The sequence below is a fragment of the Tamlana crocina genome (assembly GCA_040429635.1).
GTDB lineage: Bacteria > Bacteroidota > Bacteroidia > Flavobacteriales > Flavobacteriaceae > Flavisericum > Flavisericum crocinum.
The window spans coordinates 1,962,730-1,987,300 of sequence record CP158972.1 but is presented as its reverse complement, the minus strand read 5'-3'; the positions used below and the strand labels follow the sequence as shown (position 1 = coordinate 1,987,300).

The following is a 24,571-nucleotide window of genomic DNA, read 5'->3' as shown; positions in this document are numbered from 1 at the left end:
TGCGGACAAATTTTGGGATATTTGCTTATTCGGTCTAAAAAATCCTTTAAATTTTTCTCTAAATTTAAAATTTCATTTATTGTCCATTCTTCTTCCAAATATTCTAATACAGTGTCAAACCTTTTTCTGCTTGGGGTGTCCAAACAATTCTTATCACCATTTTTCGAACCGTTTCATTACAGTTTCGTTTTCGGCATAATTACCTTTTTCTGCTTGCTTCAAACCTGTTTCAACTTCTTTTTGTTCATGTTCGGACAGATCATTCCACCAATCCACTTGTTCTTCTTCAAAAACGGCTTTTAGCTTTTTTAGCAGGCTTTCTTTTTGCGTTTGCAGTAAAAGATGCATCAACTCTAATTTTGTGGCTTCAATATTCATAATATTAACTTTTACTATAACAAAGATAACTTTTTATACACAAACTTTATTCCTAACTGAACTCACCCAATAATGTGTTTTCACTTGTAAAGTTTTGGTGTTTTTTGGGCTTTCAAAATTTCACAAAGAAAACACCAAAACAAATCTATTTTCCCCGTTGCCCCACAAACTGATGGCTCTTTGATTTAAACAGCACATTAAAACTGGTTAAACTGCCGTAAATTCGGGTGATGTATTGCTGTAAATCCACCTTTTGCTGTTCATCCAAATCACTAGCGTTGATGCGTTGTTCCATAACACGCAGTCGGTCGCGCACCATAATAATTTTATTGAAAAACTTATCGATGGGCAACTCATAAGGTTTTAAGCTATCGTCTGCTGGTTGTAAAATAATGGTGCCGCCTTTATATTTATCGGCAATGGGCACTACTTCACTCACATCGCTCCAACGTTTTAGAATTTGCACTAAGCTACTTTCCACTTCGGCAAAACTAATGGTATCCACATCGCCATCGGCCGCTTCAATCACTTCAAAATCACTATCCAAATCAATGGTTTCCAATCCGTTTTCGATAAAAGTGACCCAATAGTGTTGAGAAGTTACATTGGTTACCACACCTTTTCCGTATTCAGGGTGATTAATCCTTGAGCCTATGCCTAATATTTTCATGTCTATATTTTTTAGTATAAATGGTTGTTTCTTCTACAATTATAAGAAATCAGAAATAAAACTTCACAACAATTTAACAACTAATATTGTACCTTTGCACTTTTGCCATTTTATGAGTGAATTTACCGATTTTATTGAAGTTAAGGGCGCACGGGCGCACAACTTAAAAAACATTGATGTATCTATTCCGCGTGAAAAACTGGTGGTGATAACGGGGCTTTCGGGCAGCGGAAAATCATCATTGGCCTTCGACACCATTTATGCCGAAGGTCAGCGCCGTTACATTGAAACGTTTTCGGCCTATGCGCGACAATTTTTGGGTGGATTGGAGCGACCTGATGTGGATAAAATCGACGGCCTTTCACCCGTAATTGCCATCGAGCAAAAAACCACCAGTAAATCGCCACGTTCTACCGTTGGCACCATTACCGAAATTTACGATTTTCTGCGTCTCCTCTTTGCCCGTGCGAGCGATGCTTACAGTTACAACACTGGCGAAAAAATGGTGAGTTACAGCGATGAGCAAATAAAGGAACTCATAATCAGCGATTTTAAGGACAAACGCATAAATGTTTTGGCGCCAGTGGTGCGCTCGCGTAAAGGGCATTACCGCGAAATGTTCGAGCAAATCGCCAAACAAGGTTTCGTTAAAGTGCGTACCGATGGCGAAATCCGTGATATTGTAAAGGGCATGAAGCTGGACCGTTACAAAACCCACGACATAGAAATTGTGATTGACCGTTTGGTAATAAACGACGATGTAGATAACGACAAACGCCTTACCGAAACCATCAATACAGCCATGTACCACGGCGACGATGTGCTTTTGGTAATTGACCAAGATACGAACGAAGCCCGTTATTTCAGTCGGAACTTAATGTGTCCGTCAAGCGGAATTTCATACCCCAACCCAGAGCCGAACAACTTTTCGTTCAACTCACCCAAAGGTGCTTGTCCCAATTGCAATGGTATTGGTACACTTTATCAAATCAACGAAAAAAAGATTGTTCCGAATGAAAATTTATCGATAAAAAATGGGGCTTTGGCGCCACACGGCCCTGAAAAAAACAGTTGGATTTTTAAGCAGCTGAATACCATTGCACAGCGTTTTAGCTTCAGTCTTTCAGATGCTTATAAAGACATTCCCGAGGAAGCCAAACAGATGATTCTTTACGGCGGAAACGAAAAATTTTCGGTGGAAAGTAAAACCTTGGGCGTTACCCGCGATTATAAAATAGACTTTGAAGGCGTAGCCAACTTTATTGAAAACCAATATAAAACGGCAGAATCGACCTCGTTAAAACGTTGGGCAAAAGATTATATGGATAAAGTGAAATGCCCTGTATGCGAAGGTTCCCGTTTAAGAAAAGAATCGTTGTACTTTAAAGTCAATGAAAAAAATATTGCCGAATTGGCCAATACCGATATTGTTGAACTAGCCGATTGGTTCAATAATTTGCACCAGCACCTTTCGGAAAAGCAACTTAAAATTGCAGAAGAAATTTTAAAGGAAATCAAAGCACGTTTACAGTTTCTGTTGGACGTAGGCTTGGATTACCTATCCTTAAACCGAAGCTCCAAATCCCTTTCTGGGGGTGAGGCACAGCGCATTCGGTTGGCCACGCAGATTGGTTCGCAATTGGTCGGCGTGCTCTATATTTTAGATGAACCGAGTATTGGCTTGCACCAACGTGACAATGAAAAGCTGATTAATTCGTTGGTGTCACTTCGTGATATTGGCAATTCGGTAATCGTTGTGGAGCACGATAAAGATATGATAGAACGTGCCGATTACGTGATTGATATCGGCCCCAAAGCCGGTAAGCACGGTGGTGATATTATCAGTATCGGAAATCCGGACGAGCTAAAAAGTCACAATACGCTTACTGCCGATTACTTAAACGGTAACAAAGAAATTGAAGTACCCAAAAAGCGACGTGAAGGCAACGGCAAGTTTTTAGAACTGAAAGGCTGCACAGGCAATAACCTTAAAAATGTATCTGTAAAATTTCCTTTGGGAAAAATGATTGGTGTTACTGGCGTTTCAGGCAGTGGTAAATCCACATTAATCAACGAAACCCTCTACCCTATTTTAAATGCCCATTATTTCAATGGCGTTAAAAAACCGATGCCCTACAAAAGCATAAAAGGTTTGGACCATATCGACAAAGTGATCGACATCAACCAATCACCCATTGGAAGAACGCCACGAAGTAATCCGGCAACTTACACCAAAACTTTTGATGAAATCCGTAGCCTATTCGCAAAAATTCCCGAGGCCATGATTCGCGGTTATAAACCCGGAAGATTTAGCTTTAACGTAAAAGGCGGTCGCTGTGAAACTTGCCAAGGCGCCGGTTTACGGGTTATTGAAATGAATTTCCTGCCCGATGTTTATGTCGATTGCGAAACCTGCCAAGGCAAGCGCTTTAATCGCGAAACGCTAGAAATTCGGTACAAAGGCAAATCCATCAGCGATGTTTTGGATATGACTATTAATGAAGCCGTTGACTTTTTTGAGCACATCCCGAAAATCCATAAAAAACTAAAAACCATCAAGGATGTTGGTTTGGGGTATATCACATTGGGGCAACAAAGCACCACGCTTTCTGGCGGTGAAGCGCAACGTATCAAACTAGCCACCGAACTCTCCAAACGCGATACCGGGAACACCTTTTATATTTTAGACGAGCCGACTACCGGACTCCATTTTGAAGATATCAGGGTGCTAATGCAAGTGCTGAATAAATTGGTGAACAAAGGCAACACGGTACTAATAATTGAGCACAACCTCGATGTTATTAAAACCGTTGACCACATTATCGATATTGGCTATGAAGGCGGAAAGGGCGGTGGAAAAGTTGTTGCAGAAGGCACTCCTGAAGAAATTATAAAAAACGAAAAAAGCTATACGGCCAAATTCTTGAAAAAGGAATTAAAGTAGCAAAATGTGCCATGTGCTCAAAACCTAAAGACTTTAACCCAATTAATATTATTCTAAAAAATTCGTGGGTTTTTTTGTATATTTAAAAACATATAAACCATAAATTTTTTAATTATGAAAGGTATTCTCTGGTTAGTAGCTGTGATTTGTATTATAGCATGGTTATTGGGCTTATTAGGTATCGCGCCTGGTATGGGTACCAGTAGCCTTATTCACATATTGCTGGTAATAGCAATAATTGTTATTCTTTATAATATAATAAGCGGCAGGAAACCACTATAAACACAAAATAATTTATCTGAAAGGCAAACCATCAGGTTTGCCTTTTTTATTTCCATTGGGTGAATTTTAATTATTTGAACATGACTCCAACCTTTAAAGTTTCATATTTTAATATTATTTTGCACCTTTCAAAAGAAAATAATTTAAAAGAAAAGCATGAGAAAAGAGCACCACCACAAAGGTTGGAACGAGATAAAAACTAACGACTCTTGGGCCATTTTTAAAATTATGGGCGAATTTGTTAACGGATTCGAAAAAATGAGCAAAATTGGTCCTTGTGTATCCATTTTTGGATCGGCGCGAACCAAACCCGAGCAGAAGTACTACAAATTAGCCGAAAGCATTGCCCAAAAAATTGTTGAGGCCGGTTATGGCGTTATTACCGGCGGTGGCCCCGGTATTATGGAAGCCGGAAACAAAGGCGCCCATTTGGGTGGAGGCACTTCAGTGGGTCTTAACATAGACTTGCCTTTTGAGCAACACGACAACCCATACATTGACCCAGATAAAAGTTTAGATTTCGATTACTTTTTCGTTAGAAAGGTGATGTTTGTAAAATACTCGCAAGGCTTTGTGGTTATGCCTGGAGGTTTCGGCACTTTAGATGAATTTTTTGAAGCCTTAACGCTCATTCAAACACATAAAATCGGGAAATTCCCAATCATTTTGGTCGGTACCGATTTTTGGAAAGGCTTAATGGATTGGGTAAAAAGCACCTTGTTGGACACTTTTTCAAATATTAGCGCTACAGATTTAGACCTCGTACATTTGGTGGACACCGAAGACGAAGTAATTGAAATCCTTGATAATTTCTACAAACATTCGGGATTAAGTCCGAATTTTTAAACCTAAAAGTAATTTTACCGAACTATTTACTTATGCGTGCATAATAAATACATAGGACTGCTTATGCCCACATATATTTTATTATCTTGCAACGCCTTGCGCGAATTTGCTAACCTTTAACGCTATTTAAAAATTGAAAATACACTTTTTTTGTCTTGTTTCTTTTTTGCTGATGCCCTTTATTTTCTTCAGTCAAAATAAAATTGACCTAAAAGCCGTATTTGATGTGGACAACAAGCAAATTAAGATTTCCCAAACCATCGTTTATCACAATACCACCAACAGAACGTTGGAAACCATTTACCTGAACGACTGGAGCAACAGCTATTCCACAAAAAAGACCCAGTTAGCCATTAGGATGGCCGATGAATACAAAAACGATTTTCATTTAGCAAAAAATGAAGATCGGGGGTTTTCGGTGCTCTCATCCATAAAACAAAATGGAGAGGAATTACATTTTCATCCCTTAAAAAATCAAATTGACGTTATAAAAGTCGCGCTCAACGAACCCACAAAACCCAATGGTTCGTATACCATCAAGTTGGAATATATTGTGCAAGTGCCCAACGCAAAATTCACCAGTTATGGCGTTACGGATGATGGCGATTTTAATTTAAGGTATTGGTACATAACACCAGCAATTTACGATGGTGAATGGCAATATTATAGCAACAAAGATTTGGATGATTTGTACATCCCTAAAGCGGATGTATTTTTGGAAATTGAACACCCAAACGGCTATGTTTTAACTACCGAACTCAACACCAGCCATATCGAACAACTGCCCAACAGACAAATTGTATCTTTGGAAGGTAAGGATTGGGTGAACAACAAACTGTTTTTAAGTCGGAATTCTACATTTAAAACCATCCAAGCCGACGATTATGCCATCGTTTCAAACATTGAAGACAACGACCTAGAGGTTATCGATAAGGTTTTGATTACCGAAAAAATAAAGAATTTTATTTTCGATAATTTTGGAAAATACCCGCACAAACGGCTTTTGGCAACAAAAATAGACAACGATAAAGACCCCATTTACGGACTCAATTTTCTTCCCAGTTTTATAAAATCATACCCTAGCCATTTTCAATACGAACTAAAGCTTTTAAAAATTGTATTGCATAATTATTTGGAAAACACTTTGTTGATAAACCCCAGAAAAGAACAGTGGTTACTCGACGGCATCCAAATTTATTATTTAATGAATTATGTAGATCAGCACTACCCAAACATGAAGTTTTTAGGTAACATAGCTGATATTTGGGGGATTCGGGCGTTTCATGCAGCCGACATGAAGTATAACGACAAATACATACTGGCCTTTATGCTCATGGCGCGCACCAATCGCGACCAACCTTTGGCCATGCAAAAAGATTCGCTGTTAAAATTCAACCATAATATTGCGAATAAATACAAGGCCGGCGTTGGACTGAAATACCTCGACGATTTTGTAAATCAAGATATTGTAAAACTAAGTTTGGAATCCTTTTTGGCTGAAAACAAATTGGAACACACTTCAGCTGAAGCTTTCGAAAGTTACATGAAATCGAAAACCGATAAAAACATCGATTGGTTTTTCAACGATTATTTAAAAACGCGTAAAAAGATAGATTTCAAAATCAAGGATGTTATAAAAACCGAAGATTCCATTACGGTAACTATCAAAAATAAACGGGACAACAATATGCCCGTATCGCTTTACAGCCTGTACAACGACCAAATAGTAAACAAAACCTGGGTTGAAAATATTGATGGAGAAAAAACCATTACGCTTCCCAGAGAGGGCGCCAACAAACTTGTTTTAAATTACGATAATACCATACCCGAAATTAACCAACGTGACAATTGGAAATCGCTAAAAGGCTTCTTTTTCAACAACAAACCTTTACAATTTAGGTTGTTTAAGGATATTGAAGACCCGTATTACAACCAGGTGTTCCTCATGCCTATTGTAGAATTCAATAACATTTACGATGGGGTAACTTTGGGAGCAAAAGCCTACAACACCACCGTTTTAAGAAAGCTTTTCAATTATAAAATCACTCCGGTGTATTCCTTTGGGTCCAAATCTTTGACGGGTTCGGCTTCGGTATCAAAAACCCATTATTTCGAAAACAGCGATTTATATTATATGAATTACGGTATTGTGGGCGGATATTCGTCGTATGCCGAAGACTTATTCGTTACCCGGGTTACACCGTCGCTTACATTTATGTTCCGCGAAAGCGATGACCTGCGCTCCAACAAACGCGATATGCTACGGTTTAGGTATGTAAACATCAAAAGGGATAAGGACGAAAACAACATTTTTACTTCCACCGAACCCAACTATAGTGTCTTCAACGCGCGCTACATCAATTCTAACGACAACCTTATTAATTTCAGTAGTTGGTACACCGATTTCCAATTGGGGAAAAAGTTCAGTAAAGTGTCGTTTAATTACGAATACCGCAAACTGTTTGAAAGCAATAGGCAGCTAAATTTACGAGTGTTTGCCGGAGCATTTTTAAAGAATAATACCGACCCGAGTTCTAATTATTTTAGTTTCGCATTAGATCGTCCAACCGATTATTTGTTCGATTATAATTATTTGGGACGATCGGAAGCCACGGGTATTTTCAGTCAACAATACATTACTGCAGAAGGAGGTTTTAAATCGAAACTGGAAACCCCGTTTGCCAACCAATGGATGACTACGCTAAACGCCAGTACAACCATTTGGAATTATATTTTAGCCTATGGCGACATAGGATTGGTAAAAAGTAGGCACAATCCCTCTACATTTGTGTACGACTCTGGCATCCGTGTTAATTTAGTGACCGATTATTTCGAAATCTATTTTCCCATTTACTCCAATTTGGGTTGGGAAGTTGGTCAACCACACTACAGTCAGAAAATACGCTTCAAATTCACGCTCGATCCACAATCGCTTTTAGGGCTGTTTAGGCGACGTTGGTTTTAAATTATTTTGAATTATTCTTATTTTTTAACTGATTTAAATGAATTTTCAACAATACAAACATCGAATCAGCATTTTTTTTATATATTTCACATAGGTTTAACAGCCTCTAAAATTGCAAAAAAGGTAAAATTTGCCTACTTTTGCGCAAGCTAAACTTAGACCCTATGCATACGCTAACCGATTTGGAAAACAACCTATCATTCGAAGATTTTAAAACCGAAGTCATCAACGACTATAAAATAGCGTTAATCAGTAGAGAGTGTAGTTTGTTAGGCCGCCGGGAAGTATTAACGGGAAAAGCCAAGTTTGGCATTTTTGGTGATGGCAAGGAAGTACCGCAATTGGCCATGGCCAAAGCCTTTAAAAAAGGCGATTGGCGCTCGGGCTATTACCGGGACCAAACCTTTATGATGGCTTTGGGCGAATTGACTGCCGAGCAGTTTTTTGCCGGACTTTACGCCAACACCAATATCGAGCTAGAGCCCATGTCGGCCGGACGCCAAATGGGCGGGCACTTTGTTACTCACAGTTTAAACGATAACGGCAGTTGGAAAGACCTCACCAAACAATACAATTCCAGTGCCGATATTTCGCCCACGGCTGGGCAAATGCCAAGGCTATTGGGCTTAGCACAGGCATCGAAAATTTTTAGGAATGTAAAAGGCATCAACAGCACCAAGTTTTCAGAAAACGGAAACGAAGTCGCTTGGGGCACCATTGGCAATGCCAGTACCAGTGAGGGCCTATTTTTTGAAACCATAAATGCGGCCGGCGTATTGCAAGTTCCGATGGTGATTAGTGTTTGGGACGACGAGTACGGTATTTCGGTACATGCCAAGCATCAAACTACCAAAGAAAACATTTCAGAAATATTAAAAGGTTTCCAACGTGATAATGATAGTAAAGGCTATGAAATATTACGTGTAAAAGGTTGGGATTATGCCAATTTAATGGAAACCTACCAAGAGGCTGGCGCCATTGCCCGTGAGGAACACGTTCCGGTATTAATCCATGTTACCGAAGTAACCCAGCCCCAAGGCCACTCTACTTCGGGTTCGCACGAGCGTTACAAAACCGCAGAGCGATTGGAATGGGAAACCCAACGCGATTGCAACACCAAAATGCGCGAGTGGATTATTGAAAACGGTATTGCCACCAACGAAGCTCTTTTGGATATTGAAAGAGCTGCTAAACGCGAGGTAAGGCAAGCCAAAAACAATGCTTGGAACACCTTTTTAAAGCCGATTAAAAACGAACAGGACGAACTGGTTTCGCTGTTAAAGCAAACTGAAACTACTAGTACTAATGGTGTTTTTATCCAAAAAATACGCGAAAGCCTTGCTAATATTAGCGAACCCACCCGCAAGGACATTTTATCGCACGGACGCAGGGCACTTCGTTATACTTTGGGAGAGACCACAACGGAAAAAAAGCAACTGACTGACTGGATCAATAGAATTTTCGAAAAAGTACAACCCAAGTTCAGTTCGCATTTGTATTCTGAAACCCAAGGTTCGAACACCAGAATTCAAGAAATAAAACCCACATACAACGATGATGCCCCGCAGGTAGATGGGCGTATCATCCTTCGCGATAACTTTGATGCCATTTTTACCCGATACCCCGAAGCCCTCGTTTTTGGGGAGGACACCGGTAATATTGGTGATGTAAACCAAGGTTTGGAAGGCTTGCAGGAAAAACATGGCGAACTTCGTGTGGCCGATGCCGGCATTCGCGAAGCCACTATTGTTGGGCAAGGTATTGGCATGGCATTGCGCGGTTTGCGCCCTATTGCAGAAATCCAATATTTGGATTATATTCTGTATGCCCTGCAAATTATCAGTGACGATTTGGCTACCACCCATTACCGCACCAAAGGGAAACAAAAAGCCCCATTGATTATTAGAACCCGTGGCCACCGTTTGGAAGGTATTTGGCATTCTGGTTCGCAAATGGGCGGCATTTTAAACTTGGCAAAAGGCGTTAATTTACTCGTACCACGAAACATGACAAAAGCCGCTGGATTTTATAACACGCTATTGTTGGGCGACGACCCTGCCATTGTAGTGGAATGCCTAAATGGCTACCGATTAAAGGAAAAAATGCCCAACAATTTAGGCGCCTTAAAAACTCCTATTGGCGTGGTGGAAACCGTAAAAGAAGGTGCCGATATCACTTTAGTGTCTTACGGTTCTACGCTACGTATTGTGGAGCAAACGGCCAAAGATTTATTGGCTGTTGGTATAAATGTCGAAATTATCGATGTGCAATCATTAATGCCATTCGATTTAAACCACGACATTGTTAAAAGCATTGCTAAAACCAATAAATTAATGGTGATTGATGAAGACGTACCAGGCGGTGCTTCTGCATACATTTTAGATCATATTTTAAATGAACAAAATGCTTTCCAATATTTGGACAGCGCACCGAAAACCCTATCGGCAAAACCACACCGTCCGGCCTACGGCAACGATGGCGATTATTTTTCAAAACCCTCGGCCGAAGATATTTTCGAAGCCGTTTACGCTGTAATGCACGAATACAATCCTTCAGAATTCCCTAAATTAAGATAAGATTAATGGTATTGAATCTCATAAAAAAACCTACCGATTTAGGCCTGCTCATTTTACGTGTGGGCTTTTCGGGTATGATGCTTAGCCATGGCATTCCAAAAATAAACATGCTTTTTCTAAGTCCCATAAAATTTGCCGACCCCATCGGGTTGGGCGAAACCACATCGCTTGTCCTCACCTTAATTGGCGAAGTGCTTGCCCCTATCTTGGTTCTTGTGGGCTTTAAAACCAAATGGGCCACCATTCCGGTAATTATTACTATGTTGGTCGCAGCTTTTGTGGTGCATTTAAGCGACCCCATCGGCACAAAGGAAAAAGCCCTGCTGTACCTATTCGCATTTTTGGCCATTCTTATTGCTGGCCCCGGTCACTACTCATACGACGGTATTAAAAAGCACCTCAATTGAAAGCAGCATCGGTTGTAAGCATAAAAAAAGAACTGAAATACAAATCGAGGGAAGAACTGCTCGATATTTGCCTGCGGCTAGCTAAATTCAAGAAGGAAAACAAAGAACTCCTTACCTATTTATTGTTCGAATCGGAAGACGAAACCGGCTATGTGGAAAGCATAAAAACCTTCATGGATGCCGAATTCGAGCAAATTAACACCAAAAGCTTTTTTTATATTAGAAAGAGCGTTCGTAAAATTTTACGCAACGTTAAAAAATACATCCGTTACTCCTTAAAAAAAGAAACCGAAGTAGAACTCCTCCTCTACTTTTGCCAAAAACTACGCGATTTTAAACCCAGTATTAAACGCAGCACCCAACTACAAAACACTTACGACCGCCAACTCCTTTTGGCTAAAAAAACCATTGAAAAACTGCACGAAGACTTGCAGTACGACTATAATTTGATGGTGGAAGAATTGTAGTTATTGTTGAAAACTACCAATAACTTTTCTGTCATTTAAATTGAATTTGAAGTATTTTCGACTTAGCTTGCGATATGTATAAGTCGCCTGTACCGAACCTGTTTCAGTAATAAAACGAAGAATATTGTTAAACGTTGGAGCAAACTTATAAATTTTGAATATGACAGAGATACTAACAGATAATTGGCTAAAAGATTTTTTTGGAAATGCTGATGAGGATAATGTCATTAAAAGAAGAGAATCACATTATATCGAGTTTAAATCAAAATTTGATTGGACATCAGAAAAAGCCCGATCGAACTACTCCAAATCTTTATGTGCATTTTCGAATAACAAAGGAGGAGCCTTAATTTTTGGTGTTGAAAATAAACCTCATAAAATTACAGGAATTGAAAATTTTGAAGACATTGATGATGCGGATATAACAAATTACCTTAACGAATTATTCACACCTTCAATAAATTTTGAAAGAAAAACCTTTGAGTTCCGAAATATGAAAATAGGAATTCTATATGCCTTTAAAAATAAAAATAGGCCATTTCGAATTTGACTACCTAAAATCAAAATTATATTCTATATTCGAAGGTTTTTATCCATTTCAAATAAAACGGCTTGAATTATTTGTTTAGAGATGCAATAACTTATATGGATTACTTAGAGAACAAGTTAGAAGACAACGATGGCTAGTAATATTACCTAATTCCCCGGCTAGCGCTCATCTGTGACGAGTGCAACCTAACAAATATAAATAAGCACTCGTTACAAACGAGCGCTAGCATAGCGAATCCTTTTACCTTTCCTTTGTTTTTTGTCCCATAATTTTTGAGATGCACTCCTTTTTAAACTTATTTCAGAGCGTTTACCATTGACTGCAATCCGGACAAATATGAGTGCATTGTCTGTTTTCTTGGAATTAAGGCGCATAAAGAAAGTAACGCCAAATGTTGCGTTTGTTTTCATTTTGAAAGTGTTTTGGTTAAACGAGTAACTCGTAACTCGAAAATCAAATCACTTTCAAAATTTCAGTAGATAGGTGAGCTCAACAAATCACTTAACTATTAACTCACTTTTAAATAAAACCTTACTTTGTCGGGATGACAGGATTTGAAACACTTATATTAAAAACCTGAAAATCAGTAGTTTACAATTTACCTTTTAAATTAGGACATCAATTTAGACATCAACGAGCTCGTTTAAGCTCTCTATACAATACAAAAATAATAAAAACTCACTAAAACTTATCATTAATTTTCGATATACTACCTTAAAATTGTCAGGCCTATTAAGAAAAGGTTTTATCTCTGAAAACTAAACTTACAAAATATTGGTCATAAAGAAGAAGAATTATCTTGGCGGTTTTTAAAGACCAAATGAGGGTAAAACCCATAGTTTGAAGTTTAGAACTTAAGCATAAGGCGATAAAACTGAGCTATGCGTCGGGACAGTGTTACAAAAGCCATTAAAGAAATTAACATTCCAAAATCAGTTCTTAACCTCTGGCGAAACGAATTCAAAAGAAAATGACTGGAACAGTTTTCCTGGCTACCCGAATGAGAAGTATGGATTTCAGTAAAAAAATATCGCAAGATGCTTTATCATTGGATGAAAAATCACACACAAAAGCCTAAAAAAAGAGGTTTAATCATAGATGTACCCCCCATTAATTTTGACAGGTAAAAACAGACACTTAGCGAGATAGTGCCAAAAAGTTCCTAAAGTATGAGATAATTTTTGAATATAAATTAATCTTTTTTAATCAAACCCTTAGCCTAGATATCAACTTCAAGTTTCTCCCCCCATTCAGCTCCTGTAACTCCACCAATAACTTTTCCTTGTCACTAAGTACATATTTAGGCAGTACATATACAAAGCGAAATGATTGACCGTTCCATATTTTGGTTGGAGGGTTATAAATATGAATAGGTTGCATTTCCAATTGTTGATAGGAAGCCTTTCGTCTTTTATTGCCGCTTACCCTATAAACCTTTAAAAAGTCAGTTTCAAAGTCAATACCGGAAGTATTGGATACTTCCATAACCATATAGGTTTCGGATTGGTGATAGACTATTTTTTGGAGCTGAATTTTAATCCCATTTTTCTGTTTAGCTGCCAGTCTCTTGGCTTTGGTTTTAAGCAAGTACGTACTGAAGGATTTAAAATATTCCAACCTTTCTCCAATACTATACAATCGTTTTTGTTTTGGCTCTGGCTTTACAGAAAAAGGCTCTTCATTTCCGATACTTTCTGTGTTAGATATAAAATAATTTAATTTTGATAGTCGTTCGGAATATTTCAAGATATAAGAATACACCTGTCCATCTTCTGTTACTACCAACAAATTGCTTTCTTCACCTGGCTGTGCCTGCAATAACCCGAAATATTGTTTTGTCTCCCGATTATAGGTGAACACAAAATGGGAAGCTCCTGTAATGCCCTGTCGGATAGCCTCCGGAAAAAATAAGGCCACATTCTTTTTGTTATTGGCATACAGCGTATCCAACACAGGTTGTGCATTTAAAGAACCCGATAAAATTATAGTTATAAGTATAGATATTGCTTTCATTGTTTAAGTTTTAATACTAATTGATAGTTGTCCAGTATGGTTACCCTAACCTGTCGGTTGCTCCTTCTAAAAAGCTGCTTGACACCACTTACCTGTGGCACTCCGGGTACGCTTAGGTCATCCACCACATCACCAACTACTTGTTTTCGGACATCCTCCCGGAAACTGTTTTCAATGTAAATGCCCTTACTGCCATCATCCAAATCATACGCTTCAAATTGAACAGCGCACCCTTTGACGTTTTCAATATTTAGAATGGTCCGGTTGGGCTTAAAACCCACAAAACCATAAACCAAGGTGTTTTTATCCACCGTAACCCCATTTATTTTGGCCGGTCTGGAAAGCCTCATGCGTAATCTAAAGTTTTGCATTACCGTCTGTGTGCCATCTACTCGAACCATTAATTCTTTGTCCGTATTGCGTAAAAGCCGTTCAAGGTTTTCTTTTGGATTGGAAGCAAAAAACAACTGATGTTCCAGCCCCAACTCCTTTGCGATAACCTTCAATTCTTTGTCATCTATTGATGCAGTGTCCTTTTTTGGTGCTTTAGAAAGATGAAGAGCTTGAGGATCCGGTTCGGAATATTGCCCATTATAATTGCCTTGCATCTTTTTTAAGGCGGTCAAGTTTTCATACCGCCTTTGTCCTAAGAAATAAACACTGTCGATTATTCTTCTTTTTCGAATGCTGTCCTGTTTTGTATTATAATACCCCAGGGAATCCAATAGCCGCTCATCATAGATGCTTGGCGCATTTGTTTCGCGTTCTTCCTTCAAGGCTTCGATGGCCTCCATCTTACTGTCATATTGTTTCTGCCCCTCTCCAAGTTTAGGGACGGGCACTTGATTGTTTTCAATTGCGGTATCATCATCCTTTCCAAACGTGATGATTGAATAAAAAACAATAAACAAGACCACGCTTGCTATGATCAATACCATGACGATTTTACTTTTCTGGATTTTCATAATCTTCAAGTTTTCTGAGTGTATTTTCAAAATAATCCGTGACCAATAACCCATGGGGGTTATGTGGAAAGTGGCGATCTACATGGATCAAGTGTCCGCTGGATATAAGTTCGTAGGAATCGGTTATGCTGCCCCGGTTAATCTGAAAGGTGGTTACCGTCCTGAACGGATACGGTTCGCTTTTGGTTTCCACATGGGATTCAATCTTGATGACGTTCTGTACCAATGAATATTGCAGGAGCCTATTATAGACACCCTCGGCCTGCTTTTGACGGAACAGCTCGGCCACGGAATTGTTGCCCAACCACAGGGCCTTTTCAACCTGCTTTTTATAATTGTTGCCATCAAGGTCATAAAAGTAGCTGTGGAAGAGTTTTAAATGTGCCAATGCTTCCACTTCAAAGTTTTCCCGCTGATTGACCACTTCCAAGGGCACCACATTTCCTTGGCTACTGACCACAAAGGCATTGTTTAGGGACTCCCTGTGGATTCTTATGGTCACAACGATGGAAAACACGCAGACCAAAGCAGAACATCCCACGGTGGCCAATACGATAAAACGGTTGGTGCGGAGCACGTCAAAAATATTTTTATAAGGTATTTTCATTCTATTTTGGGTTTTGGTTTTTATGAACCTCCAGTAAAAAGCCTTAACACGAACGTGCTGGCTTTTCTATACAGTTTAAATTTGAGAAGCACTATAAACCCGATGGAGGCACATTCAATGACAGGGGCAAAAAACTCACTCCCCCAATCCGTACCGAACAGACCTGTCCAAAAATGGGCATTGATTTCGGTGTAAAGGTTGTTCACAAACACATTGACCAAAAAGAAGGCCGGGACCAGCATATACACACCGGCATAAAGCTTAAAGAACGTATAGGCCAGTGACCTGAATTTCTCAAAAACAGCCAGACTGATGACCAATGGAAAAAAGGCCTGCATGATGCCCAACAAAAAATACCGTTCTGCTAGGAATAGCGGATAAATGAACAGGTCCAACAGCCAAAGCACGACACCGAAAATAAAGGCGATCATCTTTAGCCCATAGAGCGGCGTCACCAAAGCTTCGTATAAAATGGCCATGGCCTTTTTGGCGGCTTCCCAAGCACCCACATCCTGTTCCAGGTCCACATCCTGCAACTGCAACGGGAGGAGTGCCGGAGCCGTATCCCGATATTGCGCCTCGATGGCCACCAAAATGCCATCAAATACGCCCAATACCTGTGTAGAGAAAATGACCAACAGCACGATGGCAAAATTCTTGGCCAGTTCCGTTGGCGTCAGTCCCCAGGTATGGCCATCGGTGGTAGCGATGCCTTCATTATATTTTTTAAGGATATTGATCAGAAAGAACAGCACGGCCAATGTCTTCATCCCGGCAATGGTATATTGGGAAAAGTCACTGTTCTTAATGGTCTGGAAGACCGTATCCACATATTCCAATCCAATACCTAAAAACATGGTCTATTAATATTCACTTGTTCTGTTATTGATCCTATCCTGCATTTTCCTAAACGATATGATCTCCCTGTAACGTCTGGTTTTATTCTCTACCTCGGCCACCATTTCATTCGATTGGGTCTCATACTCTTTTAGGATTGCCGCACGTTCGGCATCGGTCATCTTCAGGTAATCACTGGTCAATATCTTATTGGCATATTCCACACTTTCCATGGAGCGCTCAATAATTTCATTAAAGGAATCCGTGATCCGATCGATCTCGTCGGGCTTGACGTATGGGGAATTCAAGATATCCTGTAAATCCCTTTGTACCATATTGAAGAGCTTCCCATTGTTCTGTATCAACTGGCCAACGGCATCCAGTTGTTGGATCACATTGCTCACCTGCTCAATACGTTCCTTTTGTTTTTTTAGGAACTCGACCGTTTTCAAAAGGTTTGAGGTCTGTTTTGCGGATTCCACGAGCTGCTTTGCCAGGCTGATAAAATTGGTGTTATCATAGACCGGCATACCCTGGCAGGCAGCGCCTGCCGGCAATAAAAAGATGAAGGCAAGTGCTATAAATAAAGTTTTTGCATACTGTTTCATGTTTAAAGGTTTTAATGGTTATTGATTTATGCGTTTTAAAAATTTCCTGATGGCTTCTTCCATATCACTGGTCTCCCTATAAATGGCCATTATGGCCTCGTTTTCCGTACCATCTGTTAGATAGGCCGCGAACACTTCGGGCGGCACTTCCAAGCGAAAGATGTTGCTCTCCTTTCCGGTCTTGATGAACATTTCGGTGTGCTTTCGGTCTCCCGTTAAGTTATTTCTAATGGAGCGAAGTTGGTTCAGATCATGGTCGGAAAGGTTGAGCCGCTTCCTCAGTTCATCATATCCCTTTTCATTCCGAAGGCTATAAATGACCTGGGTATTTTCCAGGATACTGGCAGAAGTGGAATTGTCCGGCAATTGGTTGATGGATTGCAGAATGATACCAATGGCGCCATTCTGCTTACGGATGGCCTGATAGTAGAATTCCACACTTTCCAGAACATTATCGAACTTCAACTGTTTGGCAAACTCATCGAATAAAATGATGCCCCTTTCGGAGCGGTTCCGCCAAATGGTACGCTGTATGGCGGACTTAATGAGTTTTAGCATCACCGACAGGATTTCCTTGTTGTCCCGAACCTCGTCCAGTTCAAAAACGATCATCCGTTTATCCTCTATTTTATAGGTCTGGTCTTCGCCAACATTGAACAAAAAGCTATACAGCCCTCCTTCCACATATTCCGATATGATATGCAGGAAATCATAGGTACTGAAATGCGCCTCTTGGATGCCCAGATCCTGCATGAGGTTTTCTTTGTTCCTATCGACAAAATGGTAAAGGGAAGCCAGCGAATGTGCTTTGCGGACTTGGCCATAATAGTGCAACAGCACTTTCTTCATGGCCACTTCCCTACCTTTGGAAACCGTTTTCCCTTCCGCCAAAAGTTCCAGTAAAAAAACGGCAAGGTCTTCCAGGCGTTCCGGGGTCAGATCGGCATCGTTGGAAATATAAAAGGGATTGATGCCCAGATTTTTTCCTTGTTCATAGCGCAATATGATATGCGCTTCGGGATAGAGTTTTGCGAACTTGGAATAGGAACCTCCCAAGTCGATGATCACCAGCCGCACATTGTCCTCAAAATACTGCCTGAGGATATTGTTGGCCAAAAAGGATTTCCCTTCCCCTGTGGGCGCAAAAATGGCAAAGTTCCGGGCCTTAATGCGTTTCTTTTTCCCGTCCCATACATCTTTGAGGATGGGAATGTTATGCTGCCGGTCATTGAAAATGATTCCAGTGGCATCAGAAATATAGTTGGTGTTGTTGATCCATAGGCACAGCGCATGTTTAAGGTCCGTTACATACACATCGCCATTGGAAAAATTGGAAGAAAAGCAAGGGTATGAATTCAGGAAATAGTGCTTGCGCTCCTCCCCTTTTGGAGAATACGGCATTATATCCAGTTCCTTGAATTCCGCTTTTATCTTGGAAGCGATACCATCCAATCTTTCTGCTCTATCCGCCCAATACACCACATTAAGGTGCCCCCGTACAATACGAGAGCTATCATCTTCATTGATACGGTCAACAATTTCCCGGATTTTCTTTAGGACAACCTTATTCTGCGTTCCAAAATTGGAACTTTTGGAAAGTTCTTCTATTTTCTTCTCCAAAAGTTTTCGCCACTTGTGTTTATCATCGAGATAAAGGATATGGTTGACGATGTGGTTTTCGTCCAGGTCGAGCCCCAGCCCGTCAATAAAACCTTGGTGAAAGCTGAAATCATCCGAAGTGAACTTATCATTGACCTTACTGGTCTGGATAGCCTCGCCAAAACACAGTTCACTGTTGACGGCCAGAACATCAAAATGGAAATCCCCTATGGCAATGCCCTTTTTGCCCAAACTGATATCTGTGTCGAAGCCCTCATTGAACCCATTAAAATAGGAATGGGTCAACTTCAAAATGGCATCGCTGTGGATTGGCACGACATTTATTTTACGGCCATTATTGATAAACGATATCGCATCACGGACTACTTGGATGAATCCATGCACCCGATCGTCAAAAGTTTTGTGAATCCCATTTTCTACCTTTTTAAAGGGGTTCACATATTTGCCAGCTTTCAGCGCCCTGTCCAATGGAAGTACAAAGAACAGATAGCTGTTGTGCTCTACGAATTCCCTGTCCTTAAAGTAGTCGTGCGTCGCTTTTTGCAGAAATGTCCTATTCGGTATATTTCCGGCAGCATACTTACTTTTCCTGTAAACATCCTGCTTATGGATGACCGTTCCCGGCGGAAAGGATTTAAACGCCTGGAACCAGCTGCTATGCAGTTGCTCAAAATCGTTTTCTGAAAGCGAATATATTTCAGGAAGCATGACTTCATAGCACAGTACCACATTACCATTGGAAGCAAACACCACATGGTCCTCGATATTTAAAATGGGATGGTATGCCGAAAAATTAATTGTCTTCATAATACAGTTGGCTTTGTTTTTTATTGCTTATATATCTCGGGAAGACCTTTTGTAAATGAAACAGTTCCGATGTTTGTGAAAACTTGGACAATAGCGCATACAGAGTTGCGTTCCAAAAAAGGACCACGACAATTGCACCAAGGCCAAAAGAAAAAATAATGACCAGAAGCGACGTAATGACCGATATCATTTGCAGTGCAAAAAAGGGCAAAGGGAGCCCAAGTACCATGGCCTGTTTCCGGATGTTTCTATACGGGACAAATCTTTTCATTACACCACGATTCCAATCAAATATGTAAAGATGCCCACCACAGCCCCGGCTATGAGCACAAAGACCAGTACCCGGGTGATCCCTTTTTTGAGGTCTGCATTTTCACCAAAGAAATGCCCCGCATTAAAAAGAAACCCCACTAAAAAGATAACGCCGAGGATAATTGGGAAGATGGAACGGATGGTATCGGAAATATCATTTACCGAATCCTCAATGCCCCCTATTTGTGCAAAAAGGATGTTCGAGACCAGAAGTAATGACAGTGTGGAATAAATTGCTTTTTTCATATCAAAAATGGATTTAAAATGGGTTTGGTTTTGATATCCAAAAGTTACTGAAAGCATTCACCCAATTTACTGTTTGTCAAACATTTGCGAATAAAATATTATTTAACACGGGTTGTTATTATCTGATAATAAACCGGTTCAGTTTTAATGGAGAGATGGGAAGGAACTGTTGATAAGCTGAAAATGGAGAAAGAAAAAAGCGATTGAAAACGTCAACTTGCACATGCATTGCTTAAATTTATTTTGTTTAAGCTCACAAAAAGAAGAGTCTAACAACAACTACACCCTTTACTTTATAACAAAATTTCACAAAAACTACACTTACTTTGTTACAAAAAAGCATTATATTTGCCTTTACTATACAACAAATACTGCTTTGACCTTAAAAAGACACCTTATTGACCAGTTAAACCTTTGGAAAAGTAAACCCAATAGAAAACCTTTGATCCTGAGGGGTGCCAGACAGGTGGGCAAGACCACATTGGTTACTGAATTCGCCAAAAGTTATAAGCACCACATTTATCTTAACCTTGAGAAAAAAGCGGACAGCGAATATTTCGAGCAAACCGATGAAGCGAGTACAATCATTGAGTCCTTATTAATCTCAAATAACATTGTTTCAAAGGACATTGGAGAGACGTTACTGTTTATCGATGAGATACAGGAACAGCCAAAAGCCATTCAACTTTTACGCTATTTCTTTGAAGAGATACCCGATCTTCATGTTATAACAGCTGGGTCGCTACTTGAATTTAGCCTTAAGGATGTTAAAAGCTTCCCTGTGGGCAGAGTTGAGTTTTTGTATCTGTACCCTTTTAATTTTTCAGAATATTTGGAAGCTATCGGGCATCGATCCGGATTAAATGAATTGAATAAAATTCCAGTAAGGTCCGTTGCCCACAAGACCTTATTATCATTGTTTAATGACTATGCCATAATAGGCGGTATGCCGGAAGTTGTGGACTTGTACATCAAAAACCAAAGCGTAGCAGATCTATCTCCTATTTATGAAAGTATTTGGAGTTCCTATATTAGTGATTCGGAAAAATATGCCTCTAATACAACAGAAAAGAATGTCATCAAGCATATTATGTCCACAGCGGCTTACTCCATAGATGAACGGATAAAGTTCCAAAATTTTGGCAACTCCAATTACAGGTCCAGAGAAGTTGGTGAGGCCATGCGTAATTTGCACCAAGCAAAAGTCATCCAGCTTATTTATCCAACCACGGCCACGGAGGTTCCTATAGTACCTGATTTAAAAAAATCTCCTAGACTACAGTTTTTGGACACGGGTATCCTTAACCATATATTGGGAATAAGCGCTAAGATGTTGGTCATGGACGATTTAAGCCAAAGTTACAAAGGCGCCATTATTCCCCATATCATTACCCAAGAACTGATTTCCATTCAGGTGAACACGTCCGATCTGCCCAATTTCTGGGTCCGGGAAAAAAGACAGGCTTCGTCCGAAGTTGATTTGGTTTATGCCATGGAAGGAAAAGTAATTCCCATAGAAATTAAATCGGGAAGTACGGGCTCTTTAAAATCATTGCACCAATTTATAGAACGTACCGACCACCCTTATGCCATCAGGATTTATGCCGGAGAATTTTCCGTTCAAGAGACCAAGACACCTAATGGAAAACCTTATTTACTAATGAATTTACCCTATTTCTTAGGAACCCTAATTCCTCAGTATATAACCTATTTCGTAAAAAACTATAAACTTTCCTGAAAACCAAAGGGCTAAACTAATTAGAAAAACATAAGCACTTCTTTCACTTCCTTTTGTCCTTGCTCTTTTTATCAAAGGCAACCAGATTGAACAATTCACGCATCCGGCTTCGCACCCGATTACCATATCGCCCCTCCAGTTCATCGGCATTTAAATTGGTTGTCGCATGGGTTTTTAGTTTGTGCTTGAGGAATAGATCATAGCGGGAGAGGAGTATTTCCCCCAACACATTACAATCTTTTCCAAAATACCTTCCGCTAGGCTCCACTCCCAGGTCATCGAAACAAAAAAATTGATGGTTCCCATATTGCTCTATAATTCGATAACCTATATTATTGAACCCAAAAACAATGTTCCTGGTGGGGATGACCTCATAGGGACGGAAATGTGGCACCATATGCTTCAATAATCGCATCATGGATGTCTTACCGCACCCCACTGGGCCGGTGAGCAAAATCCCTTTATCGATATCGATGTTAAACTTTTCACAGCTCGCCTTATCCTTGATGAAATAACAACAAAGCCTGTACAGCACTTCACGGTCTTCGTTATAAATCCTAAATTTCTTGCCGAACATAAGCTTTCCTTTGGCTTCGAGATAGACCAGCATTTTACCAAAATTGTACTGGACATAATCTTTTTGGGGCGATCCCAGACAAAATTCAACGCCGCCTTCAATGATGATATGTGGACGATCGAGCTTCATAGTGGTTCATTGTAATTTTTTTCGGAAGTTGTTTTTAAGTTGTCCTGAAAATGAACAGGCTCGGAAGGTTTGTTACCGTTTTCAGAATAATCAAAATCTGATTTTTCAAAAACGCGCTGTTTGTTTTTGTTTTTTAAGTTTTCTTTAGTTTGTATATGTTTATTTATAGGTATCAGTGCTTGTTCAGTACTTGTTTGATTTTTGACGGTGCTGTTGTTCATAGCTTGTTCGGAACTTGGTTCAAAATTGAACATCTTGACTTTACTCCCCTTGAACGGGTTGTGCGATGGCATATAGAGCAGGTAGTTCCAATGACTGAGTTCCTTGATGCATTTGTGGTAGGTGGCCGTGGAACCTATTTTTGACAGGTGCATGACCTCTTCCCGGTTGATATAAAATTCATCCCGGAAATAATTACTGTTCCAACATTGAAAAAGCGCCATGTACAGACTGACATGGGTAGGATTGAGCCTGCTATCCTTGGAGAATTGCCCGAACAGGCCATTAAGATGTTTGATGTAGTTGATCTCTACCACAATCATAACTTATTATGGACACGGTTGTTCTCCAGTACGCCCATAATTTCATGGTAGTCATAATATAGGATCCCCCCGACCTTGGTATAGGGAATGGTCCCGTTGATCCGCATATTCTGTAATGTTCCGGGTGAAATCCCGAGAAGCTTCATGACTTCTGGGGATTTGAGCCATTTTTTGACTGGGGTTCCATTTTGGGACTGCAATAATTGCTTAATCTCCTCTAACAATTCCAATTTAAAATCATAAAGATCTTCGGTGGTAATGATACTTGTTGGCATAACAAAACGATTAAAAAAAGGAACTATCGCGTTACTTTCACCTAATTTGATAGTTCCCCATTGATTTGACTTTCTGTATGCAAACTTCAAAAGTTAAACTGGGAATGTTTCGTAATGCCTTCGTAATTACGAACCCATTTTAACATAGTATACTTCGCTATATTTTGGAGCAATTCCCTCTATTCTTATTGGATTCAGGACACCAAACGGGCATAAATTTAATGATGAACGGCATAAAGCCGCCAGTTCGTAACCTGTTCGTAACTACGAATACTTTTCTCACGCATTTCTGTAACCTTCATCTAAAAACTCATCATCGTTTTCCATCTTCTCATTGAAGCGTACCCTTAACTCTTCAAGAAAACGCGACCGGCTCCCTTTCCTGGCCTTGATTTCAAAGTAGGTCTTATAGAGGTTGCCCAGGTTAATATCAAATAGCACTTCAAATTTAGCGGCTATGGATTTTAAATCATCCTGTCCATTATTGATGGCCCTTGTCGCATACAGGGCATAAATAAGTTCTGTGAGCGCGGCCTTGGAAGATGTCCACTGGAGCGGTTTGGAAAGTTTGTGCTGCGGATGCCGTTCTTTGTTTTGCAGCTCAACTTCCTTGATTACATTTTTTACGTAGACACTAAAATGGTCCATCCCTTTTATCCTTGCCCATAGCATATCCTTGGACGTGAAAAATTTGGGATCCAGATAACAGGCTTCCGGGAGGGCATAAACGGGGAACTCCTGATTTTCGCGGGTAAAGTACTGTATATCCAAATAGGTCAATTCCTGTTCCATATAATGGACAAAATCCCAATTGCGATTGAAGAACTTATTGATGCGGCGGATTTTCTTTTTAAGGAAGGACAATTGGTTGTTCACTCCAATTTTCGGCATTAACAGTTCGCAGGACCGCACCTCACTGAAATAGACGAGAAAGCTGAGCGGTTCCGATTTGACCTTTTTAAAAAAATGTATTTCTTCCTTTATATTTTTAAATCCACGCGATTCAACGATTTCCTTTAAAAGATAGAGGGCATTGTTGCATAAATGGATCCCTTCATTTGATTTTTTCAGGGAGATCCTTCCATCCGACCTTAAACCAGCTAGTCTTTGATTGAACTTATCAATTGCATGTCTGTATTTTCCATTCATCCGGATTTGGGTTAAAATACCTTGGGGAACAGGCAACCTGTTGCTTATTCAAGAGCAATAG

Annotated in this window: 23 protein-coding genes; 9 read left to right on the top strand and 14 right to left on the bottom strand. The window is 39.9% G+C overall.

The features are described 5' to 3' along the window. Positions 1–153: 153 nt before the first annotated feature. Both ABI125_08850 and ABI125_08845 read right to left on the bottom strand, forming a co-directional pair. On the bottom strand, positions 154–378 hold the full coding sequence (locus ABI125_08850) for a hypothetical protein (GenBank protein XCF04836.1): 225 nt from the start codon (positions 376–378) through the stop codon (positions 154–156). A 145-nt stretch (positions 379–523) separates the two neighbouring features. Further along, positions 524–1,048 carry a hypothetical protein gene (locus tag ABI125_08845; GenBank protein ID XCF04835.1) on the bottom strand — a complete coding sequence of 175 codons (525 nt, stop codon included), beginning with the start codon at positions 1,046–1,048 and terminating at the stop codon, positions 524–526. A 112-nt stretch (positions 1,049–1,160) separates the two neighbouring features. Between ABI125_08845 and uvrA the strand changes: the two genes are divergently transcribed. The 8 genes from uvrA to ABI125_08805 all read left to right on the top strand — a co-directional run bounded on the left by uvrA (position 1,161) and on the right by ABI125_08805 (position 12,085). Then, complete coding sequence (gene uvrA / locus ABI125_08840) at positions 1,161–3,992, top strand: excinuclease ABC subunit UvrA (GenBank protein XCF04834.1); 2,832 nt, start codon at positions 1,161–1,163, stop codon at positions 3,990–3,992. Between the two features lie 114 nt (positions 3,993–4,106). Then, positions 4,107–4,274 (top strand): lmo0937 family membrane protein, encoded by a 168-nt coding sequence (locus tag ABI125_08835; GenBank protein ID XCF04833.1) that lies wholly within the window; start codon positions 4,107–4,109, stop codon positions 4,272–4,274. 156 nt (positions 4,275–4,430) lie between these two features. Then, entirely contained in the window at positions 4,431–5,120 is a 690-nt protein-coding gene (locus ABI125_08830; protein XCF04832.1) for a TIGR00730 family Rossman fold protein, read from the top strand. Between the two features lie 226 nt (positions 5,121–5,346). After that, the gene (locus ABI125_08825; protein ID XCF04831.1) at positions 5,347–8,085 is read left to right on the top strand and encodes a metalloprotease; all 2,739 of its coding nucleotides are present in this window, start codon (positions 5,347–5,349) and stop codon (positions 8,083–8,085) included. A 164-nt stretch (positions 8,086–8,249) separates the two neighbouring features. Then, entirely contained in the window at positions 8,250–10,661 is a 2,412-nt protein-coding gene (locus ABI125_08820; GenBank protein ID XCF04830.1) for a thiamine pyrophosphate-dependent enzyme, read from the top strand. Between the two features lie 5 nt (positions 10,662–10,666). Continuing rightward, a complete protein-coding gene (locus tag ABI125_08815) occupies positions 10,667–11,068 on the top strand; it encodes a DoxX family protein (GenBank protein ID XCF04829.1) in 402 nt (133 codons plus the stop codon). After that, positions 11,065–11,535, top strand: coding sequence for a hypothetical protein (locus ABI125_08810; protein ID XCF04828.1), 471 nt, complete (start codon positions 11,065–11,067; stop codon positions 11,533–11,535). Before ABI125_08815 ends, ABI125_08810 begins: the two co-directional genes overlap by 4 nt. Before the next feature lie 160 nt (positions 11,536–11,695). Next, the gene (locus tag ABI125_08805) at positions 11,696–12,085 is read left to right on the top strand and encodes an ATP-binding protein (GenBank protein XCF04827.1); all 390 of its coding nucleotides are present in this window, start codon (positions 11,696–11,698) and stop codon (positions 12,083–12,085) included. 209 nt (positions 12,086–12,294) lie between these two features. Here ABI125_08805 and ABI125_08800 read toward each other — a convergent pair whose 3' ends face one another. The 8 genes from ABI125_08800 to ABI125_08765 form a co-directional block, all read right to left on the bottom strand. Further along, entirely contained in the window at positions 12,295–12,495 is a 201-nt protein-coding gene (locus ABI125_08800; GenBank protein XCF04826.1) for an Arm DNA-binding domain-containing protein, read from the bottom strand. A gap of 796 nt (positions 12,496–13,291) precedes the next feature. After that, a complete protein-coding gene (locus ABI125_08795; GenBank protein XCF04825.1) occupies positions 13,292–14,098 on the bottom strand; it encodes a DUF4138 domain-containing protein in 807 nt (268 codons plus the stop codon). Further along, positions 14,095–15,063 (bottom strand): conjugative transposon protein TraM, encoded by a 969-nt coding sequence (gene traM, locus ABI125_08790; protein ID XCF04824.1) that lies wholly within the window; start codon positions 15,061–15,063, stop codon positions 14,095–14,097. The genes ABI125_08795 and traM overlap by 4 nt, the downstream gene beginning before the upstream one ends. Continuing rightward, the gene (locus ABI125_08785) at positions 15,044–15,670 is read right to left on the bottom strand and encodes a conjugal transfer protein TraK (GenBank protein ID XCF04823.1); all 627 of its coding nucleotides are present in this window, start codon (positions 15,668–15,670) and stop codon (positions 15,044–15,046) included. Before ABI125_08785 ends, traM begins: the two co-directional genes overlap by 20 nt. 20 nt (positions 15,671–15,690) lie before the next feature. Continuing rightward, on the bottom strand, positions 15,691–16,527 hold the full coding sequence (locus tag ABI125_08780) for a hypothetical protein (GenBank protein XCF04822.1): 837 nt from the start codon (positions 16,525–16,527) through the stop codon (positions 15,691–15,693). Between the two features lie 6 nt (positions 16,528–16,533). Beyond that, entirely contained in the window at positions 16,534–17,115 is a 582-nt protein-coding gene (locus tag ABI125_08775; protein ID XCF04821.1) for a conjugal transfer protein, read from the bottom strand. 18 nt (positions 17,116–17,133) lie between these two features. Further along, on the bottom strand, positions 17,134–19,542 hold the full coding sequence (locus tag ABI125_08770) for a TraG family conjugative transposon ATPase (protein XCF04820.1): 2,409 nt from the start codon (positions 19,540–19,542) through the stop codon (positions 17,134–17,136). A gap of 270 nt (positions 19,543–19,812) precedes the next feature. Beyond that, the gene (locus ABI125_08765) at positions 19,813–20,100 is read right to left on the bottom strand and encodes a hypothetical protein (protein XCF04819.1); all 288 of its coding nucleotides are present in this window, start codon (positions 20,098–20,100) and stop codon (positions 19,813–19,815) included. 376 nt (positions 20,101–20,476) lie between these two features. On the opposite strand from ABI125_08765, the gene ABI125_08760 reads away from it, so the two are divergent. Further along, entirely contained in the window at positions 20,477–21,838 is a 1,362-nt protein-coding gene (locus tag ABI125_08760; GenBank protein ID XCF04818.1) for an AAA family ATPase, read from the top strand. A 43-nt stretch (positions 21,839–21,881) separates the two neighbouring features. Here ABI125_08760 and ABI125_08755 read toward each other — a convergent pair whose 3' ends face one another. The 4 genes from ABI125_08755 to ABI125_08740 form a co-directional block, all read right to left on the bottom strand. After that, positions 21,882–22,544 (bottom strand): ATPase, encoded by a 663-nt coding sequence (locus tag ABI125_08755; GenBank protein ID XCF04817.1) that lies wholly within the window; start codon positions 22,542–22,544, stop codon positions 21,882–21,884. Beyond that, positions 22,541–23,086, bottom strand: a complete 546-nt coding sequence (locus ABI125_08750; protein XCF04816.1) for a hypothetical protein — start codon at positions 23,084–23,086, stop codon at positions 22,541–22,543. Before ABI125_08750 ends, ABI125_08755 begins: the two co-directional genes overlap by 4 nt. Further along, positions 23,083–23,361 (bottom strand): helix-turn-helix domain-containing protein, encoded by a 279-nt coding sequence (locus tag ABI125_08745; GenBank protein ID XCF04815.1) that lies wholly within the window; start codon positions 23,359–23,361, stop codon positions 23,083–23,085. Before ABI125_08745 ends, ABI125_08750 begins: the two co-directional genes overlap by 4 nt. Before the next feature lie 279 nt (positions 23,362–23,640). After that, positions 23,641–24,510, bottom strand: coding sequence for an RteC domain-containing protein (locus ABI125_08740; GenBank protein ID XCF04814.1), 870 nt, complete (start codon positions 24,508–24,510; stop codon positions 23,641–23,643). Positions 24,511–24,571 lie beyond the last annotated feature (61 nt).

Excerpts from the sequence above, each read along its gene's own strand:
- uvrA (XCF04834.1), top strand. The coding sequence starts at position 1,161 with ATGAGTGAATTTACCGATTTTATTGAAGTTAAGGGCGCACGGGCGCAC.
- ABI125_08805 (XCF04827.1), top strand. The coding sequence starts at position 11,696 with ATGACAGAGATACTAACAGATAATTGGCTAAAAGATTTTTTTGGAAAT.
- ABI125_08850 (XCF04836.1), bottom strand. The coding sequence starts at position 378 with ATGAATATTGAAGCCACAAAATTAGAGTTGATGCATCTTTTACTGCAA.
- ABI125_08765 (XCF04819.1), bottom strand. The coding sequence starts at position 20,100 with ATGAAAAAAGCAATTTATTCCACACTGTCATTACTTCTGGTCTCGAAC.
- ABI125_08785 (XCF04823.1), bottom strand. The coding sequence starts at position 15,670 with ATGAAAATACCTTATAAAAATATTTTTGACGTGCTCCGCACCAACCGT.
- ABI125_08795 (XCF04825.1), bottom strand. The coding sequence starts at position 14,098 with ATGAAAGCAATATCTATACTTATAACTATAATTTTATCGGGTTCTTTA.
- ABI125_08780 (XCF04822.1), bottom strand. The coding sequence starts at position 16,527 with ATGTTTTTAGGTATTGGATTGGAATATGTGGATACGGTCTTCCAGACC.
- ABI125_08815 (XCF04829.1), top strand. The coding sequence starts at position 10,667 with ATGGTATTGAATCTCATAAAAAAACCTACCGATTTAGGCCTGCTCATT.
- ABI125_08835 (XCF04833.1), top strand. The coding sequence starts at position 4,107 with ATGAAAGGTATTCTCTGGTTAGTAGCTGTGATTTGTATTATAGCATGG.
- ABI125_08845 (XCF04835.1), bottom strand. The coding sequence starts at position 1,048 with ATGAAAATATTAGGCATAGGCTCAAGGATTAATCACCCTGAATACGGA.
- ABI125_08775 (XCF04821.1), bottom strand. The coding sequence starts at position 17,115 with ATGAAACAGTATGCAAAAACTTTATTTATAGCACTTGCCTTCATCTTT.
- ABI125_08770 (XCF04820.1), bottom strand. The coding sequence starts at position 19,542 with ATGAAGACAATTAATTTTTCGGCATACCATCCCATTTTAAATATCGAG.
- ABI125_08745 (XCF04815.1), bottom strand. The coding sequence starts at position 23,361 with ATGCCAACAAGTATCATTACCACCGAAGATCTTTATGATTTTAAATTG.
- ABI125_08820 (XCF04830.1), top strand. The coding sequence starts at position 8,250 with ATGCATACGCTAACCGATTTGGAAAACAACCTATCATTCGAAGATTTT.
- ABI125_08755 (XCF04817.1), bottom strand. The coding sequence starts at position 22,544 with ATGAAGCTCGATCGTCCACATATCATCATTGAAGGCGGCGTTGAATTT.
- ABI125_08800 (XCF04826.1), bottom strand. The coding sequence starts at position 12,495 with ATGAAAACAAACGCAACATTTGGCGTTACTTTCTTTATGCGCCTTAAT.
- ABI125_08740 (XCF04814.1), bottom strand. The coding sequence starts at position 24,510 with ATGAATGGAAAATACAGACATGCAATTGATAAGTTCAATCAAAGACTA.
- traM (XCF04824.1), bottom strand. The coding sequence starts at position 15,063 with ATGAAAATCCAGAAAAGTAAAATCGTCATGGTATTGATCATAGCAAGC.
- ABI125_08830 (XCF04832.1), top strand. The coding sequence starts at position 4,431 with ATGAGAAAAGAGCACCACCACAAAGGTTGGAACGAGATAAAAACTAAC.
- ABI125_08750 (XCF04816.1), bottom strand. The coding sequence starts at position 23,086 with ATGATTGTGGTAGAGATCAACTACATCAAACATCTTAATGGCCTGTTC.